This is a genomic window from Streptomyces sp. NPDC058051 (assembly GCF_042885475.1).
Taxonomy (GTDB): domain Bacteria; phylum Actinomycetota; class Actinomycetes; order Streptomycetales; family Streptomycetaceae; genus Streptomyces.
The window spans coordinates 99,521-115,839 of sequence record NZ_JBHVRW010000002.1 but is presented as its reverse complement, the minus strand read 5'-3'; the positions used below and the strand labels follow the sequence as shown (position 1 = coordinate 115,839).

Annotated in this window: 16 protein-coding genes and 1 tRNA gene; 11 read left to right on the top strand and 6 right to left on the bottom strand. The window is 71.3% G+C overall.

The window, feature by feature from the left end; translation table 11 throughout:
- The first annotated feature begins 170 nt into the window (after nt 1–170).
- From ACFVUT_RS04020 to ACFVUT_RS04005, 4 genes are all read left to right on the top strand, one after another.
- Nucleotides 171–258, top strand: a tRNA-Leu gene (locus ACFVUT_RS04020).
- Between the two features lie 304 nt (nt 259–562).
- Nucleotides 563–1,630, top strand: coding sequence for a hypothetical protein (locus ACFVUT_RS04015; RefSeq protein WP_389655121.1), 1,068 nt, complete (start codon nt 563–565; stop codon nt 1,628–1,630).
- Nucleotides 1,627–2,979: a hypothetical protein gene (locus ACFVUT_RS04010; RefSeq protein WP_389655119.1), complete on the top strand. Its 1,353-nt coding sequence runs from the start codon at nt 1,627–1,629 to the stop codon at nt 2,977–2,979. The genes ACFVUT_RS04015 and ACFVUT_RS04010 overlap by 4 nt, the downstream gene beginning before the upstream one ends.
- 133 nt (nt 2,980–3,112) lie before the next feature.
- A complete protein-coding gene (locus ACFVUT_RS04005; RefSeq protein WP_389655117.1) occupies nt 3,113–4,048 on the top strand; it encodes a pseudouridine synthase in 936 nt (311 codons plus the stop codon).
- 9 nt (nt 4,049–4,057) lie between these two features.
- Here ACFVUT_RS04005 and ACFVUT_RS04000 read toward each other — a convergent pair whose 3' ends face one another.
- From ACFVUT_RS04000 to ACFVUT_RS03990, 3 genes are all read right to left on the bottom strand, one after another.
- Nucleotides 4,058–4,687, bottom strand: a complete 630-nt coding sequence (locus ACFVUT_RS04000; protein ID WP_389655115.1) for an MBL fold metallo-hydrolase — start codon at nt 4,685–4,687, stop codon at nt 4,058–4,060.
- Nucleotides 4,687–5,772 (bottom strand): S-(hydroxymethyl)mycothiol dehydrogenase, encoded by a 1,086-nt coding sequence (locus ACFVUT_RS03995; protein WP_389655113.1) that lies wholly within the window; start codon nt 5,770–5,772, stop codon nt 4,687–4,689. The genes ACFVUT_RS04000 and ACFVUT_RS03995 overlap by 1 nt, the downstream gene beginning before the upstream one ends.
- 203 nt (nt 5,773–5,975) lie before the next feature.
- Nucleotides 5,976–6,677 carry a FadR/GntR family transcriptional regulator gene (locus ACFVUT_RS03990; RefSeq protein ID WP_389655111.1) on the bottom strand — a complete coding sequence of 234 codons (702 nt, stop codon included), beginning with the start codon at nt 6,675–6,677 and terminating at the stop codon, nt 5,976–5,978.
- A 144-nt stretch (nt 6,678–6,821) separates the two neighbouring features.
- Between ACFVUT_RS03990 and ACFVUT_RS03985 the strand changes: the two genes are divergently transcribed.
- The 3 genes from ACFVUT_RS03985 (at nt 6,822) to ACFVUT_RS03975 (ending at nt 9,455) form a co-directional block, all read left to right on the top strand.
- Nucleotides 6,822–7,331 carry a gluconokinase gene (locus ACFVUT_RS03985; protein ID WP_389655109.1) on the top strand — a complete coding sequence of 170 codons (510 nt, stop codon included), beginning with the start codon at nt 6,822–6,824 and terminating at the stop codon, nt 7,329–7,331.
- Between the two features lie 11 nt (nt 7,332–7,342).
- Nucleotides 7,343–8,740 (top strand): GntP family permease, encoded by a 1,398-nt coding sequence (locus ACFVUT_RS03980; RefSeq protein WP_389655107.1) that lies wholly within the window; start codon nt 7,343–7,345, stop codon nt 8,738–8,740.
- Nucleotides 8,741–9,005: 265 nt separating this feature from the next.
- Nucleotides 9,006–9,455 carry an ASCH domain-containing protein gene (locus tag ACFVUT_RS03975; RefSeq protein WP_389655105.1) on the top strand — a complete coding sequence of 150 codons (450 nt, stop codon included), beginning with the start codon at nt 9,006–9,008 and terminating at the stop codon, nt 9,453–9,455.
- Between the two features lie 179 nt (nt 9,456–9,634).
- Here the strand turns inward: ACFVUT_RS03975 and ACFVUT_RS03970 are convergent, their stop codons facing one another.
- Nucleotides 9,635–11,290, bottom strand: a complete 1,656-nt coding sequence (locus ACFVUT_RS03970; RefSeq protein ID WP_389655103.1) for an FAD-binding dehydrogenase — start codon at nt 11,288–11,290, stop codon at nt 9,635–9,637.
- A gap of 204 nt (nt 11,291–11,494) precedes the next feature.
- Here ACFVUT_RS03970 and ACFVUT_RS03965 point away from each other — a divergent pair, with 204 nt between their 5' ends.
- From ACFVUT_RS03965 to ACFVUT_RS03950, 4 genes are all read left to right on the top strand, one after another.
- The gene (locus tag ACFVUT_RS03965) at nt 11,495–12,388 is read left to right on the top strand and encodes a DMT family transporter (RefSeq protein ID WP_389655101.1); all 894 of its coding nucleotides are present in this window, start codon (nt 11,495–11,497) and stop codon (nt 12,386–12,388) included.
- Between the two features lie 160 nt (nt 12,389–12,548).
- A complete protein-coding gene (locus ACFVUT_RS03960; protein WP_389655099.1) occupies nt 12,549–13,070 on the top strand; it encodes an NUDIX domain-containing protein in 522 nt (173 codons plus the stop codon).
- Nucleotides 13,071–13,112: 42 nt separating this feature from the next.
- A complete protein-coding gene (locus ACFVUT_RS03955; protein WP_389655097.1) occupies nt 13,113–13,508 on the top strand; it encodes a YidH family protein in 396 nt (131 codons plus the stop codon).
- Nucleotides 13,505–13,816: a DUF202 domain-containing protein gene (locus ACFVUT_RS03950; protein WP_389655095.1), complete on the top strand. Its 312-nt coding sequence runs from the start codon at nt 13,505–13,507 to the stop codon at nt 13,814–13,816. Before ACFVUT_RS03955 ends, ACFVUT_RS03950 begins: the two co-directional genes overlap by 4 nt.
- Before the next feature lie 86 nt (nt 13,817–13,902).
- Here ACFVUT_RS03950 and ACFVUT_RS03945 read toward each other — a convergent pair whose 3' ends face one another.
- Complete coding sequence (locus ACFVUT_RS03945; protein WP_389655093.1) at nt 13,903–14,865, bottom strand: NADP-dependent oxidoreductase; 963 nt, start codon at nt 14,863–14,865, stop codon at nt 13,903–13,905.
- Between the two features lie 68 nt (nt 14,866–14,933).
- Nucleotides 14,934–16,223, bottom strand: coding sequence for a glucarate dehydratase family protein (locus ACFVUT_RS03940; protein WP_389655091.1), 1,290 nt, complete (start codon nt 16,221–16,223; stop codon nt 14,934–14,936).
- Between the last annotated feature and the right edge of the window lie 96 nt (nt 16,224–16,319).

Sequence of the window (16,319 nt, the reverse complement as noted above, 5' to 3'; positions counted from 1 at the left end):
CACTGTCGCTCTGGTGCTCCCCCTCATCCTCCCGCGCCCGGCCCGCGCACCCAAGGCCGCCCACCCCTCGTCATGGGCCCTTCACACTCCCCCGGCGTGATCGAGCACCCCCGAATGTTTGCTATTGTTTTCCACGTCGGAACGGGCCGGGCCCGCGAGACAGACACCTTGTCCGGGTGGCGGAATGGCAGACGCGCTAGCTTGAGGTGCTAGTGCCCTTTATCGGGCGTGGGGGTTCAAGTCCCCCCTCGGACACCAGCTGAGACCCCACTTCACGTGGGGTTTTCTGCTTTTCCGGGGCAGTGGTGCGATCACCCACGTGACCGACAGACCAGCGAGCCCCAGGCCGGACCAGGCCGGAATCAATGGCGGGAGTCTTCGCTCGCTCGATGCGCGATGGCTTCGCAGGACCCGGCTCCATCAGCCTGTCCGAGCCCTCCCCGCGGTACCCGCCCGGCGGCTGCCCGTCGGGCGGCGGGCGTCACCGCATCCGGGTGGGTGGTGAACGACCGCGTAGCATCGGGGCTTTGTGTGATCTACGTACGCGGCTAGGGGGAATGTGATGGGCAGCGGTCGCAGGCGGCGGAACGTGCTCCTCGCCGGGACGGTCGCCGGGGCCGTACTCGCATCCGGCATCGGGCTGTGGGCGACGGACAGCCCGCCGTTCCGGGACAGCTACTGCTGGGGGGCATGGGAACAGAACAGCGGTCCGGCCTTCCTCGGTGACGGCGCACTCGCCAAGTCCGACTCCGAGCGGCGCGCCACCCAGTCCGCACCCCCCTCCTCCGACCGCCACCACGCCACCTGCACGGTCGTGGTGAGCTCGGCCGTACCTGACGACGACTCGGACGAGCCCCTCACGTTCAAGGAGCAGGTCACCGTCGAGTTCGGTCCGGTGCCGACCGGGGTCGGGAAGCAACGCGCTTGGCTGGCCCGGTACTTCGACGGGTCGGCTTCTCAACTGCCGGACGGGCTGTACGGACTGGTCGCCGGTGACCGGGCCATGCTGGTGCTGCCCGAGGCCTGCGATGTGGAGGGACGGCCGACCGTGGTGACGATCCGCGGCGAAAGCACCGGAGACGGCCATCTGGGCAAAGTGGCCATGCCGTTCGCGATCGGCAACCGGTCCGATGTCACCCGGATGCTGCTGGACGCCGCGAACACCGGTATGCGGAAGGCGGGTTGTGCACCGGACCGGCCTCTGCGCATGACCTCGCCCTTCGTGACGGTCGCCGAGGACGACGAGTCCGCCCGGAGCCCGCTGTGCCGGATACCCGGTGTGACCTTCGAATTCGGCCGGGATTCCCACTACCAGGAGCAGGTGGGGGTGGTCGGCGAACGGCTCCAGACCTGTTCGGTGGTGTGGCGTACGCCACGGGTGCCGGACGAGCCGGCGGCGCAGTACGTGATGGCGGGCGAGCCGCGCCTGGTCGCCCTGTTCAAGGGGCTTCCCGAGGGCCCCGGCAACGGACTCGTCCGCATCGAGTGCGACGGCCGGGAGACGGTGTTCTACGGAAACGTGCAGTCCCAGCTGAAGGGCACGGGCCGGCCCGACGACACGCGCGTGTTCACGAACTTCACCGAGTCCGTGCGCAAGCGCATCGGGTGCGGGACCGGTGAGGCCGCGTGAACGGCGAAGGCTACGAGGAGAACAGGGCAGCGGCGGTGGGCGGCGAGAACACGGGCATTCCCCGGGAACAGGGCCACGGGCAGGAGCTGGAGCAGGAGCAGAGGCAGGCGGAACAGACGCGGGAAGAGGCACAGGCGCCTCGGCCCGGCCCGTCCCCCGAGCAGGACGGGGATGGGGAACAGGCGCAGGAAGCGACACAAGTGCCTCGGCCCGGCCCGGCCCCCGAGCAGGGCCGGGACCAGGAACCCGTCCCCGCCCGTGGTTCGGCTCTTCGCCGCCTGTTCCGCAGCCGCACCGCCCGCGCCGCCACCGCCGCCGGACTGGTCGGGGTTCTCCTCGGTGCCGGTGCGGTGGCCTGGCGTACGGACACGCTTCCGCTGCTCGGTCCCGCGCCCTGCTGGGACTCGCTCAGTGACTCGACCATGTCGGGCCTCTTCGGTGACCGCAGGACCGAGGTCGAGGAGCAGTCCCTGCAGGCCGATCCGCGCGATGAGGAACTGTCCTACGGGCAGTGCCGCGTGACGAGTTACAAGGACGACCGTTCCCGCCGCCAGGTGACCGTACGGGTGCACCGGCTGGACGGTCTCAAGGGCACCGACGCGCATGAGTGGCCTCAGGAGTTCCTCTCGGCCCACATGGTGGCGCTGGGCGACGGGCTGCCCGGTCTGACCTCGTCCTCGCGCGCCTGGCTGGCGCTGCCGCAGAACTGCACCGGACGGGACGAGTTCAGCGGTCCCACCGTGGTGGACATCGGTATGGGGCGGGCCGGGAGCGATGTCCTGCCGAAGTACGACCGGGAGGACCGCACCGCCCTGACCCGCGCGGTGGTGGAGGCGGCCAACGGGGTCATCCGCGCATTCGGCTGCTCCGGCGCCTATCGGACGCCCCGCACCCTGCCGCCGCTGGTGACCGCGCAGAAGACGAAGCCCGGCGCCTTCTGCGGCGTCAAGGGCCTCGCGCTCCCCTCGGCGTACGGCAAGCAGCTGACGCAGGCGCGCGTCGGCGGCGAGGGCGGGCCCGCCCGGGTCTGCGAGGTCGGTGGCGGCTACTCCCCGGTCGTGCGGATGACGACGGTGACGGACCCGGTGCTGGGCGAGATCTTCTCGCGGGACACGCTCAAGGCCGGTCTGCCCGTCAAGGGATCCAAGGGTTCCGGCCGGCTCGACGGCTCGCGGGCCATCTACCGGGCAAGCTGCCAGACCGGTCCGGTGATCTTCATGGTGGAGCAGTTCGAGACGACGTCGAACGGGCACTTCGATCTCACCCGACGCCTGCTGCCCGGCTATGTCGCCGGCGAGGCCGAGCGCGTCGGCTGCGGTCCGGAGAAGGTGACGCTGCCCGGGGCCTGAGGGCGCGTACCACCGCTGTGGAAGGATGACGCGTCCGGGAAGGAGCCGGGGTACAGCCGCGGGACGGCCCTGGAAGAAGAGCAGACACGAGGAGCCGCACCATGCGCACCGCTGTACCGGCAGGCGCACCCCGGTGAGGGGGCGTGCGAAGCCCCCGTCGGCGCCGCTGCCGCAGCGGGACGGGATCGATCCGGTCCGGCTGCGGCTCCCCGAGGATCCGGACGGCCGGTGGGGGACGGTCCGCGATCATCTGCTGGCGCGGTTCGCCGACGCGATCGGGGCGGCGCGGGTGGACGCGATGTTCGCCGAGGGCCGGTTCGTCTCCGTGCGGGGCCCCGTGTCCGCCGACGAGCCGTACACCGTCGGCCGGTACATCTGGTTCCACCGGGATTTCGCACCGGAAGAGCCGGTTCCGTTCCCGGTCGGTGTCGTCCACCGCGACGAGCATCTCGTCATCGCCGACAAGCCGCACTTCCTGGCGACGACACCGCGTGGCCGTCATGTCACCGAGACCGCGGTGGCCCGGCTGCGCCGTGAGCTGGACCTGCCCGAGCTGCAGCCGGCGCACCGGCTGGACCGGCTGACCGCGGGGCTCGTGCTCTTCGTCGTGAGGCCCGAGGAGCGGGGCGCGTACCAGACGATGTTCCGGGACCGCCTGGTGCTCAAGGAGTACGAGGCGGTGGCGCCGTACGATCCCGCACAGGCGTTCCCGCGCACCGTGCGCAGCCGCGTCGTCAAGGAACGCGGGGTCATCGCCGCCCGCGAGGAGCCGGGTGAGCCCAACAGCGAGAGCCGGATCGAGCTGGTGGAGCACCGGGCGGGCCTCGGCCGCTACCGGCTGGTGCCCGCCACCGGGCGGACGCATCAGCTGCGGGTCCACATGAACAGCCTCGGGCTGCCGCTCGTCCACGACCCGGTCTACCCGGTGGTCCTGCCTGAGGGTGCGGCCGACGACTGGTCGCACCCGCTCCAGCTCCTCGCCCGGGTGCTGGAGTTCACCGATCCGGTCACGGGCGGGCCGCGCCGCTTCGAGAGCGGGCTGCGGCTCTCCGCGTGGCCGGACCGGTGAACCGCGTGTTCAGTGACCGCGGGCGATCCACTCGTCCAGGTGCGGGGTCTCCGCGCCGATGGTGGTGGAATCGCCGTGTCCGGTACGGACGGTGGTCTCCGGGGGCAGGGCGAGCAACCGGTCCCTGATCGACGCGACGATCGTCGGGAAGTGGGAGAACGACCGCCCGGTGGCGCCGGGCCCGCCCTGGAACAGCGTGTCGCCCGTGAAGACGGTGGACAGCCCGGGGGCGTACAGGCAGACGGCGCCCGGGGCATGTCCCGGGGTGTGCAGGACCTGGAGCGTCGTCCCCGCGATCTCCAGTTCCTGGCCGTCGGCGAGTTCGCCGTCCGGGGCACGGTCCGGGTGGGTCTGCTTCCACAGAGGCAGGTCGTCGGGGTGCAGGAGGACCGGTGCGCCGGTGGCGGCGGCGAGGGCCGGGGCCGCGTCGATGTGGTCGTTGTGCGCGTGTGTGCACACGATGGCGCGCAGCGTGCGGCCGTTGAGCGCGGCCTCGATGGCGGCGGCGTCATGGGCCGCGTCGATGACGATCGCCTCGGTGTCGTCGCCGACGATCCAGACGTTGTTGTCGACGTCCCACTCCCCGCCGTCGAGCGCGAAGGTGCCGGAGGTGACGAGGTGGTCGATGCGGGCGGCCATCAGAGGACCACCACCGAGCGCAGTACGTCACCGTCGTGCATCCGGGCGAACGCCTGCTCGATGTCGCCGAGCCCGATGGTCTCGGTGACGAACGCGCCGAGGTCGATCCGGCCCTGCTGGTGCAGGTCGATGAGCATCGGGAAATCGCGGGAGGGCAGGCAGTCGCCGTACCAGGAGGACTTGAGCGAGCCGCCGCGGCCGAACACGTCGAGCAGCGGGAGTTCGAGCTGCATCTCGGGGGTGGGGACGCCGACGAGGACGACGGTGCCGGCGAGGTCGCGGGCGTAGAAGGCCTGCTGGTACGTCTCGGGGCGGCCGACCGCGTCGATGACGACATCCGCGCCGTTGCCGCCGGTCAGCGAGCGGATCGCCTCGACCGGGTCGGCGGAGCGGGAGTTGACGGTGTGGGTGGCACCCATCGCCTTCGCCGTCTCCAGCTTGCGGTCGTCGATGTCCACGGCGATGATCTTCGCCGCGCCGGCCAGCCGCGCGCCGGCGATCGCCGCGTCGCCGACACCGCCGCAGCCGATCACGGCGACCGAGTCGCCGCGGCCGACCTGCCCGGTGTTGATGGCGGCGCCGATGCCCGCCATCACGCCGCAGCCGAGCAGTCCGGCGACGGCCGGGGAGACCTCCGGGTCGACCTTGGTGCACTGACCGGCGGCGACGAGGGTCTTCTCGGCGAACGCGCCGATGCCGAGCGCCGGCGACAGCTCCGTGCCGTCGAGCAGGGTCATCTTCTGCCGGGCGTTGTGGGTGTTGAAGCAGTACCAGGGGCGACCGCGCAGACACGCGCGGCACTGCCCGCACACGGCACGCCAGTTGAGGATGACGAAATCGCCGGGCTCGACATCCGTGACCCCCTCGCCGACGGACTCCACCACGCCCGAGGCCTCATGGCCGAGCAGGAAGGGGAATTCGTCGTTGATGCCGCCCTGCTTGTAGTGCAGATCGGTGTGGCAGACGCCGCACGCCTGGATCTTCACCACGGCCTCGCCGGGGCCCGGGTCGGGGATCACGATGGTCTCGACCCGTACCGGCTCGTTCTTCCCCGGCGCGATGACCCCTTGCACCTGCTGCGACATACCGCCGTCTCCCTGTTTTCCATCGTTTTGCGAAGATCGAACGCGACCAACCGTACGCCCCGCCAGGGTGTCACGGCGGACCGCTTCGGCGGGAACCGTACGACGGCCGCCCGGTGGGGCGAAGCCGGGTGCGGCCGTCGGGGCGTACGCGCGAGGGCACCTGGGTGCGGGCCTCAGGGCGCGAGCACGCCTCGGTGCGGACCTCAGGGCGCGAGCACGTCCAGCTCGTGCAGGGCTCCCACCGCGATCTCCCTCGTCAGCCGCTCCGCCCCGGCCGCGTCGCCCTCACGCACCGCTTCGGCGACCCGTACGTGGAGGGTGACCGCAGCCGGGTCGGGGTCCTCGAACATCACCTGGTGGTGGGTGCGGCCCGCCAGGACCTCGGCCACGACGTCGCCGAGCCGCGCGAACATCTCGTTGCCGGAGGCGTCGAGCACGATCCGGTGGAACGCGATGTCGTGCCTCAGATAGCCCTCCAGCTGATGGCCCCGCGAGGTGGCGACCATGCCGAGCGCGCACTCGGTGAGGGCCGCGCACTGCTCCGCGGTGGCGTTGCGGGCGGCGAGACCGGCCGCGACCGGTTCGATCGCCGAGCGGAGCATGGTCAGGGAGCGCAGCTGGCGCGGGCGGTCGGCGCCGGCCAGCCGCCACCGGATGACCTGCGGATCGTAGACGTTCCACGCCTCGATCGGCTGGACGGTCACGCCGACCCGGCGCCGGGACTCGACCAGGCGCATGGATTCGAGGACGCGGATCACTTCGCGTACGACCGTGCGCGAGACGTCGAAGCGCTGGGCCAGCTCGTCGGTACGCAGCACCTGCCCCGGCCGGTGCTCCCCCGCGGTGATCTCCAGACCCAGGGTGTCCAGCACATATGTATGCAACCCGGGGCCCTGTGTCGTCATGAGCACAGCCTACGGGGCGCCCCCGAGGAACAAAAAGTACGACGTTTACGTCACAACATCTTGAATAAGTCGTACGTATGGGTTTCAGTAGCGCGACGGACCGATGTCGAGGAAGACGTCGAAGAGGACAGCGAGGCACCACCAATGAGCACCCCCCATGTCGTCGTGGTGATGGGCGTCGCAGGGACCGGCAAGACCACGGTCGGCCCCCTGCTCGCCGCCGGACTCGGCGTTCCGTACGCCGAGGGCGACGATTTCCATCCCGCGGCGAACATCGCCAAGATGTCGGCCGGCACCCCGCTGGACGACTCCGACCGGTGGCCCTGGCTCGATGCGATCGGCCGGTGGGCGCACGGCAGGGCGGGTCTCGGCGGTGTGGTGAGCAGTTCGGCGCTCAAGCGGGTCTACCGCGACCGGCTGCGGACCGAGGCCCCCGATGCCGTCTTCCTCCATCTGACCGGCGACCGGGCGCTGATCGAGGAGCGCATGGCGCAGCGCAAGGGCCACTTCATGCCCACCGCGCTGCTCGACTCCCAGTTCGCCACCCTGCAGCCGCTGCAGGAGGACGAGGCCGGAGTCTCGGTCGATGTGTCCGGCACCCCTGAAGAAATCACCCAGCGAGCCGTCGCCGCGTTGCGTCGGCTCGACAACTAAGGATCACCACCGTGACCAGTCTCAGCGTCGAGATGCTGGCAGCGGATGCCGTCGAACCGATCACTTCGGCAGGCAACGCTCAGTTGGGCATCGCAGTCCTGGCGGGCATCGCCCTCATCGTTCTGCTCATCACCAAGTTCAAGATGCACGCGTTCCTTGCGCTGACCATCGGCTCGCTGGCGCTCGGTTCGTTCGCCGGCGCCGCACCGGCCAAGACGATCGCCAGCTTCACCGCCGGCCTCGGCTCGACCGTCGCGGGTGTCGGTGTCCTCATCGCGCTCGGTGCCATTCTGGGCAAGCTGCTCGCCGACTCCGGCGGCGCCGACCAGATCGTCGACACGATCCTGGCGAAGGCGAGCGGGCGGACCATGCCGTGGGCGATGGTCCTCATCGCCTCGATCATCGGTCTGCCGCTGTTCTTCGAGGTCGGGATCGTGCTGCTGATCCCGGTGGTGCTGCTCGTCGCCAAGCGCGGCAACTACTCCCTGATGCGGATCGGTATCCCGGCGCTGGCCGGTCTCTCCGTGATGCACGGGCTGATTCCGCCGCACCCCGGCCCGCTGGTGGCGATCGACGCCCTCGGCGCCAACCTCGGCGTCACGCTCGCCCTCGGGGTGCTGGTCGCGATCCCGACCGTGATCATCGCGGGACCGTTCTTCTCCCGTTACGCCGCGCGCTGGGTGGACATCCAGGCGCCGGAGAGGATGATCCCGCAGCGTCCCTCGGAGGATCTGGACCGCCGGCCCAGCTTCGGCGCCACCCTGGCGACGATCCTGCTGCCGGTCGTGCTGATGCTCGTCAAGGCCCTGGTCGACATCGTCGTGGACGACCCGGAACAGCATGTCCAGCGGATCACCGATGTGATCGGCTCACCGCTGATCGCGCTCCTCGCGGCCGTCATAGTCGGCATGTTCACGCTGGGCCGGGCGGCCGGTTTCTCGAAGGGCCGGCTCTCCACCACCGTCGAGAAGTCCCTCGCCCCGATCGCGGGCGTGCTGCTCATCGTGGGCGCGGGCGGCGGTTTCAAGCAGACCCTCATCGACGCCGGTGTGGGCCAGATGGTCCTGGACTTCTCCAAGGACTGGTCGATCCCGGCTCTGCTGCTGGGCTGGCTGATCGCCGTGGCGATCCGGCTCGCGACCGGTTCGGCGACCGTGGCCACCATCTCGGCGGCCGGTCTGGTCGCTCCGCTGGCCGCCGACATGTCGACGTCCCACGCCGCCCTGCTGGTCCTCGCCGTCGGCGCGGGCTCGCTCTTCTTCAGCCATGTCAATGACGCCGGGTTCTGGCTGGTGAAGGAGTACTTCGGCATGAACGTCGGTCAGACGGTGAAGACCTGGTCGGTGATGGAGACCATCATCTCCGTGACCTCGCTCGTCTTCATCCTGCTGCTGTCGCTTCTCTTCTAGCCCTGGGGTGCGGGGCCGGCCCGGTGCGCATGCCACAGCGTGCGCACCGGGCCGGTCGAGCATCCGGGCGCGGGGGACGGTCGAGCACCCGGGCGCGGGGTACGGTCGAGCACCCGGGCGCGGGGCCGGCGAGCGACAGGCGCAGAGGACGGCAGCCCGGACGTCCGTACCCTTTGTCAACTCTGTTCGTTCCCCGCACGGTTGACGCATGGCGACCGGCGCGCGTCCCGGTGCCGTGTCACAGGCACATGTCAGACTTGACGCCATGTCGAACCGTGAACCTCTCAAACCCTTTCTGCTCGTCTTCCCCGGACCGCTGCGCGACCAGCTGGTGGGGGCGGTGCTCGCCGGTGTGAAGGTGTCGACGACGGGTCTGCTCGCGGAGTACGAGGCGGAGAAGGAGGAACTCCCTCCGGTGGGTGAGCGGTCCGCACTGATCAACTCGGACGGCCGGGAGATCGCGGTGCTGGAGGTGACCGAGGTGCGGGTGCTGCGCCTGGGGGACGTCGATCTTCAGCATGTCGTCGACGAGGGCGAGGGCGACACGTCGGTCGCCGGGTGGCGGGCGGCACACGAGAGGTTCTGGCACAGCAAGGAGATGCGCGAGGCGCTCGGCGACCCGGAGTTCACCGTCGACGACGACACCATGGTCGTCGCCGAACGGTTCCGGGTCGTCGAACTGCTGGATCCTCTCGTGGGCGCGGCGGAACGGTAGGCGGACGGGACGGCGCAGGCGCAGGCCGCCGCGCGGTCGGGGCCGGCCGCAGTCGGCCGGCAGCGCCTGCCTCGAACGGCGACTGCCTGCGCCGGTCGACGAGGGTCGGAGCCGGCGCGGCGGCGCCGCGGTCAGCGGTCGGCGGTCGGCGGTGTGGTTCTCCAGTGCCTCTCCCGGCACTAGGACGTGGCCTGCGCCGCCGCCCGGCCCGCCGCCCGGCCGGAGAAGATGCAGCCGCCGAGGAAGGTCCCTTCCAGCGAGCGGTAGCCGTGCACCCCGCCGCCGCCGAAACCGGCCGCCTCCCCCGCCGCGTACACACCGGGCAGGGGCGTGCCGTCCGCGGTGAGCACCCGGGAGGACAGGTCCGTCTCCAGTCCGCCGAGCGACTTGCGGGTCAGGATGTTCAGCCGCACGGCGATCAGCGGGCCGGCCTTGGGGTCGAGGATGCGGTGCGGGGCCGCCGTGCGGATCAGTTTGTCGCCGAGATAGGCGCGGGCCCCGCGGATCGCGGTGATCTGGAGGTCCTTGGTGAAGGGGTTGGCGATCTCGCGGTCGCGTGCGGTGATCTCCCGGCGCAGTTCGTCCTCGTCGATCAGCGGCTCGTCGGTGAGCGCGTTCATCCCGCGGACGAGTGCCGCCAGGTCCTTCTCGACGACGAAGTCCACGCCGTTGTCCATGAACGCCTTCACCGGGGCCGGTACGTCCGCGCGGGCCCGGCCGAGCACGTCGCGGACGGACTTCCCGGTCAGGTCGGGGTTCTGTTCGGAGCCGGAGAGCGCGAACTCCTTGCCGATGATCTTCCGGTCGAGGACGAACCAGGTGTGGTCGTGGCCGGACCTCATGATGTGTTCGAGGGTGCCGAGGGTGTCGAAGCCCGGGAAGAGCGGGACGGGCAGCCGCCTGCCGCGGGCGTCCAGCCAGAGCGAGGACGGTCCCGGCAGGATCCGGATGCCGTGCCGGGCCCAGATCGGGTTCCAGTTCTCGATGCCTTCGGTGTAGTGCCACATCCGGTCGCGGTTGATGTGGTGGGCACCGGCCTCCTCGGCGATGCCGAGCATGAGTCCGTCGACATGGGCGGGGACGCCGGAGAGCATCTTCGCGGGCGGGGTGCCCAGCCGTGCTGGCCACTGCTTGCGTACGAGGTCGTGGTTGCCGCCGATGCCGCCGGAGGTGACGATCACCGCCTGGGCCCGCAGCTCGAAGGTGCCGGCCACCACCCGGCCGCTCGCGGTGCCGCGGGCCGCCGCGCTCGGCTCCAGGACCTCCCCGGTCACCATGTCGACGGCGCCCGCGGTGCGGCCGAGCCCGGTGACCCGGTGGCGGAACCTGAGCTGGACGAGGCCCTGGGCGACGCCCGCGCGGACCCGGCGCTCGAAGGGCGCGACGATGCCGGGGCCGGTGCCCCAGGTGATGTGGAAGCGGGGTACGGAGTTGCCGTGGCCCCTCGCGTCGTAGCCGCCGCGCTCCGCCCATCCGACGACGGGGAACAGGCGCAGCCCCTGGGCGTGCAGCCAGGAGCGCTTCTCACCGGCCGCGAAGTCGACGTACGCCTCGGCCCACTTCCGCGGCCAGTGGTCCTCCTCGCGGTCGAAGCCCGCCGTACCGAGCCAGTCCTGGAGGGCCAGCTCGTGGCTGTCCTTGACGCGCAGCCGGCGCTGTTCGGGCGAGTCGACGAGGAAGAGCCCGCCGAAGGACCAGTGTGCCTGGCCGCCGATCGACTGTTCGGGTTCCTGGTCGAGCAGGATCACCGAGCGGCCCGCGTCGACCAGCTCGGCGGTGGCCACCAGGCCCGCGAGACCTGCCCCGATCACGATCACATCAGCGTCGAACGCCATGGGTTCCATCCTTGTCGGGGCGATCCGGTCACGGGCATGGGTGCGGTCCGGCACGGTCGCCGGAAGTTACTCGTGCGTCAGATCCTCTGCACCGGCCGCCGCGGCGTCAACCGCCCGGTCGGCGGCACTCCGGCCGCACCCTCGGGGCACAGGCGCTATCGTCGAAACAAATCACCCACTTCTGGCCTGACTTGAGGTAGAAGCGTGTCGGTGCTGGTCCTCGTGCTCGCCGTGAGTGCCGCCTGCTGTCTGGGGTTCGGTTTCGTCCTGCAGCAGGCCGCCGCTTCGCACGCCCCGAGGAGCGACTATCTCTCGTTCAGGCTGCTGCTGGACCTGATGCGGGTGCCGAGCTGGCTGCTCGGGATCGGGCTGATGGTCTGCGGCATGGTGCTGGGCGCCCTGGCCCTGGGCAAGGGTGAGCTGTCCGTCGTCGAACCCCTCCTGGCGACCAATCTGCTCTTCGCGATGGCCCTGTCCCGGCATCGCACCGGGCAGCGGCTCGGCGGGCAGGGCTGGTCCGGGCTCTGCCTGCTGGCCTGTGGAGTCGCCGCCTTTCTGCTGGCGGGCCGGCCGCACGGCGGCGAGGCGGTGACCAATCCGCTGCGGCACTGGCTGGTGATCGGCGTGGTCGTGGGCGCGGCTCTGCTGCTGACCACCGTCGCCAAGCGCTCGCAGTCCGGGGTGGCCCCGGCGCTGCTCGCGGTCGCGGCCGGTCTGCTGTACGGACTGCAGGACGCGCTCACCCGGCTCACCGGCCAGCGGTTGTCCGCCGACGGCTGGGCGGGTCTGATGACGGCGTGGCAGCCGTACGCGGTGGTGGTGCTGGGGGTGACGGGTCTGCTCCTGGTGCAGAGCGCGTTCGAGACGGGTCCGCTGCGGGTGTCGCTGCCCCCGCTGACCGCGTCCCAGCCGTTGGCCGGGATCGCGTGCGGGGTCGGTTTCCTCGGCGACCAGCTGCGCACCGACGCCGCCGCGCTGGCCTGGCAGGCGGCCGGTCTCGCGGCGATCGTCATCGGGATCGTGCTGCTGGGGCTGCATCCGGCGATGCCGGAGGGGCCCGTGGACCGGCGCAGGGAGAAGAGCCTCCAGCCGAACTGAGCGGCGTCCGCCGCCCACCAGGACGTCCGCCCGGCGGTCTGATGCCGGATGACCGATGGCCGGATGACCGATGACCGATGGCCGGATGACCGGTGCCCGGGTGCCGGATGACCGGTGGCCTGATGCCGGATGGCCGATGGCCTGATGTTGGATGAGGGGCATGACTCCTTCTGACGAGATCCTGGACATCGTCGACGAGAACGACGTGGTGGTGGGGCAGGCCCCGCGCGGTGAGGCGACCGCGCGGGGCCTGCGTCACCGCTGTGTCTTCATCGAGGCCCGGGATGCCGCGGGCCGTCTTTTCGTACACCGCAGGACCGCCACCAAGCTGGTCTTCCCGTCCCACTACGACATGTTCGTCGGCGGGGTGGTCGGGGCGGGCGAGTCCTACGACGAGGCGGCGCTGCGGGAGGCCGAGGAGGAGCTGGGTGTCTCCGGACTGCCCCGGCCCGAGCCGCTGTTCACGTACCTCTACGAGAGCGCCGAGCACACCTGGTGGAGCCGCGTCTACCAGGTACGGTGCGAGCTGCCGGTGAACCCGCAGGTGGAGGAGGTCGCCTGGCACACCTTCCTCACCGACGCGGAGCTGGAGCGGCGCCTGGGCGACTGGGAGTGGGTGCCGGACGGCCTGGAGACCTACCACCGGCTGCGCGCCTTCCGCGCGAGCCGGGCGGCCTCCTGATCCGGCCCACGGGCGTCGACGAGCGACAGACAGGGTTTCCGCGTGAACGAATTCGTACAGAGCCTGCGGCTGTGGTTCGCGCCGCAGCGGATCCGCGAAGAGGGCGACACCCCCGACTACCGGTTCTCGCTCGCCAACGAGCGCACCTTCCTCGCCTGGATCCGGACGGCCCTCGCACTGATCGGCGGTGGCTTCGCGGTCGATCAGTTCCTCCCGGAGCTGGCGTGGGGCGTCCGCGCGGGCCTGGCACTGGCGCTGCTCGCGGCCGGTGTGCTCTGTGCGCTGCGGGCCGTCAATCACTGGGTGCGGTGCGAGCGGGCGATGCGGCGCGGGGAGGATCTGCCGGTCTCCCGTTTCCCGACGCTGCTGGGTCTCGCCGTCGCCGTCGTCGCCGTCGCGATGGTGGTGGTGGTCGTCTTCCGCTGGGAGGGCCGGTGACGGCCGGGGCACGCGACCCGGGGTTGCAGCCCGAGCGGACGAGGCTGGCGTGGCGGCGTACGACCCTGTCGTGCACGGTGGTGGCGCTGCTGGCGGTCAAGCAGGCCCTGCACGGCGGGGCGAGCCCGGCCGCGGTCGTCGCCGTGGCGCTGAGCGCGCTGGCCTGGCTGGGGTTCCTGTTCGTGGCGCACCGGCGGGTGCTCGGGATGGGGTCCGCCCGGCCGCTTCCGCTCTCCGCGCGCGGCGCGCTGACCGCGGCTGCGTGCACGGTCGCGCTCGCGGTGTTCGCCGCCGCGATGCTCTTCTGACGTCCCCGGCGCCGGGCGTGTCAACTGTCCGCACCGGGCGTGTCAACTGTCCGCACCGGGCGTGTCAGCTGTCCCCACCGGGCGTGTCAGCCTTCCGGGATGTCCTGGACATCCGGGGCGTCCCAGGGGACGGTCACGACGATCTTTCCGCGGGTGTGTGCCTGCTCGTTCAGACGGTAGGCGTCCGCCGCCCGTTCCAGCGGGAAGACCTGGTCCACGTGGACGGTGACGATGCCCCGCTCGGCCAGGTCGGCCAGGTCGGCGAGGTCCTTGGCGTCCGGGCGCACGAAGGCGTAGCGGCCCCCGTACGAGAAGACCTCGCCGTCCACGATGGAGGCCAGCCGGCCACCGGGCCTCAGCACGTCGGCGGAGACCCGGAGCGCTTCGCCGCCGACGGTGTCGAAGGCGGCGTCGACGCCGTCCGGGGCCAGCGCCCGCAGCCGCTCGGCGAGGCCGTCCCCGTAGGCCACCGGCTCCCCGCCGAGTTGCCGCACATGGTCGTGGTGGGGCTCGCTCGCGGTGCCGATGACGCGGGCGCCCGCGTGCCGGGCGAGCTGGACGGCGAGCGAGCCCACGCCGCCGGCGGCCGCGTGGACGAGGACCGTCTCGCCGTCCCTGATCCTCAAGGTGCGGTGGAGCACCTGGTACGCGGTGAGGCCGGCCAGCGGCAGCCCCGCGGCCTCCTCGAAGCTCAGGCTCAGCGGCTTGCGGGCGAGGGTGCGCACGGGCGCGGCGACGTACTCGGCGAACGTGCCCCGGCACAGGAAGTCCTCCCGCACATAGCCGATGACCTCGTCGCCGACCGCGAACTCGTCGACGGCGACACCGGGCTGCACCACGACACCGGACACGTCCCAGCCGGGGATCACCGGGAACACGGCCTCCAGAGCGGCGTCGAGGTGGCCCTCGCGGGCCTTCCGGTCGACCGGGTTGACCGCGGCGGCCCGCACCTTCACCAGGACGGTGTCGGGCCCGACCTTGGGGTCGGGCCGTTCCCCGTACTCCAGGACCTCGGCCCCGCCGTAGCGGCTGTAGCTGATCGCCTTCATGTACCGACCCTCGGCGCGGGCCGGGAACCCCGCAACTCAGGCCCCGGACGCCGCCCGCACCCGCCCCGTCACCAGCGCGGGATCGAGGGGGTCCGCCACCCGGGCTCGGCCTTGCGCATCGCGGCCGCGTCGTCGCGCTCGCGCATCGTGCCGTCGTCGTCGAGCCAGCGCCGGTGCAGTGCGGCCAGGCGCGCACGGTCGAGTTCGACGCCGAGCCCGGGTGCGTCGGAGACGGTGAGCCGGCCGTCCCGGAAGACGTGACGGGTGGTGATGACGTCCTCGGACTGCCACGGGTAGTGGCTGTCGCAGGCGTAGTCGAGGTTGGGGACGGTGGCCGCGACGTGGGTCATCGCGGCGAGGCTGATGCCGAGGTGGGTGTTGGAGTGCATGGAGAGCCCGACGCCGAAGGTGCGGCAGATCCCGGCCAGTTCACGGGTGCGGTGCAGTCCGCCCCAGTAGTGGTGGTCGGAGAGGATCACCTGGACGGCGCCGCGGGCGACGGCCTCCGGGATCTCGGCGAGGGTCGTCACGCACATGTTGGTGGCCAGTGGTACGTCGGTGGCGGCGGCGACCTCGGCCATCCGCTGCGTGCCGCTCGCCGGGTCCTCCAGGTATTCGAGTACGTCCTTCAGCTGCTCGGCGACGTACAGCGAGGTCTCGACCGACCAGGCGCCGTTCGGGTCGAGGCGCAGCGGCTGTCCGGGGAACGCCTCGGCCAGGGCGCGGATCGCGGCGATCTCCTGGTCGGGTTCGAAGACGCCGCCCTTGAGTTTGAAGGAGGAGAACCCGTGCTCGCGGGCGAAGCGCCGGGCCTGGGCGACGACCCCGGCGGGGTCGACGGCGGCGCCCCAGTCGTCCTGCTCACCGCCTTCGGGGTGGGCGGCCCAGCGGTAGAAGAGGTACGCGCTGTACTCGACGCTGTCGCGGACCTTGCCGCCGAGCAGGGCGTGCACGGGCAGGCCGAGCGACGTGCCGAGCGCGTCCAGGCAGGCCACCTCGAAGCCGGAGACGACGGAGAGGCGGAGCTTGTCGGCGGTCTGGACCCCGCGCAGTCCGCCCGCGTCGACACGCTCGTCGGCCGCCCGTGAATCGCCGCACACCTCATCGGCCAGCGCGAACAGGCCGTTCAGATCGCTGACCGGGCGTCCGGTCAGGGCGGCGGCCAGCGGCCGGGCGAGTTCGAGGTACGCGCCGTCCCCGTACGTCTCCCCGACCCCGGTCGCTCCCCCGGCCGTGACGACCTCCACGATGAGCCGCGGGGTGTACGGCTGGTGGACGCCCTGGGTGTTCAGCAGAGGCGGATCGGCTATCAGGATCGGGGTCAGCCGGACTTCGTCGATCAGCAGCTCAGGTTTCATACGTGAACCATATTCAGAGGTGCGACTGAATGCCAGAGTCCGGCCCGGTCCGGCGCCGCGACCGCACCCACCGTCCCCCCGACCCACTGGACGGCA

Bases quoted from the DNA above. Each gene is read 5' to 3' on its own strand.
- ACFVUT_RS04015 (WP_389655121.1), top strand. From the start codon at position 563: ATGGGCAGCGGTCGCAGGCGGCGGAACGTGCTCCTCGCCGGGACGGTC.
- ACFVUT_RS04000 (WP_389655115.1), bottom strand. From the start codon at position 4,687: ATGGCCGCCCGCATCGACCACCTCGTCACCTCCGGCACCTTCGCGCTC.
- ACFVUT_RS03995 (WP_389655113.1), bottom strand. From the start codon at position 5,772: ATGTCGCAGCAGGTGCAAGGGGTCATCGCGCCGGGGAAGAACGAGCCG.
- ACFVUT_RS03990 (WP_389655111.1), bottom strand. From the start codon at position 6,677: ATGACGACACAGGGCCCCGGGTTGCATACATATGTGCTGGACACCCTG.
- ACFVUT_RS03985 (WP_389655109.1), top strand. From the start codon at position 6,822: ATGAGCACCCCCCATGTCGTCGTGGTGATGGGCGTCGCAGGGACCGGC.
- ACFVUT_RS03975 (WP_389655105.1), top strand. From the start codon at position 9,006: ATGTCGAACCGTGAACCTCTCAAACCCTTTCTGCTCGTCTTCCCCGGA.
- ACFVUT_RS03970 (WP_389655103.1), bottom strand. From the start codon at position 11,290: ATGGCGTTCGACGCTGATGTGATCGTGATCGGGGCAGGTCTCGCGGGC.
- ACFVUT_RS03960 (WP_389655099.1), top strand. From the start codon at position 12,549: ATGACTCCTTCTGACGAGATCCTGGACATCGTCGACGAGAACGACGTG.
- ACFVUT_RS03945 (WP_389655093.1), bottom strand. From the start codon at position 14,865: ATGAAGGCGATCAGCTACAGCCGCTACGGCGGGGCCGAGGTCCTGGAG.
- ACFVUT_RS03940 (WP_389655091.1), bottom strand. From the start codon at position 16,223: ATGAAACCTGAGCTGCTGATCGACGAAGTCCGGCTGACCCCGATCCTG.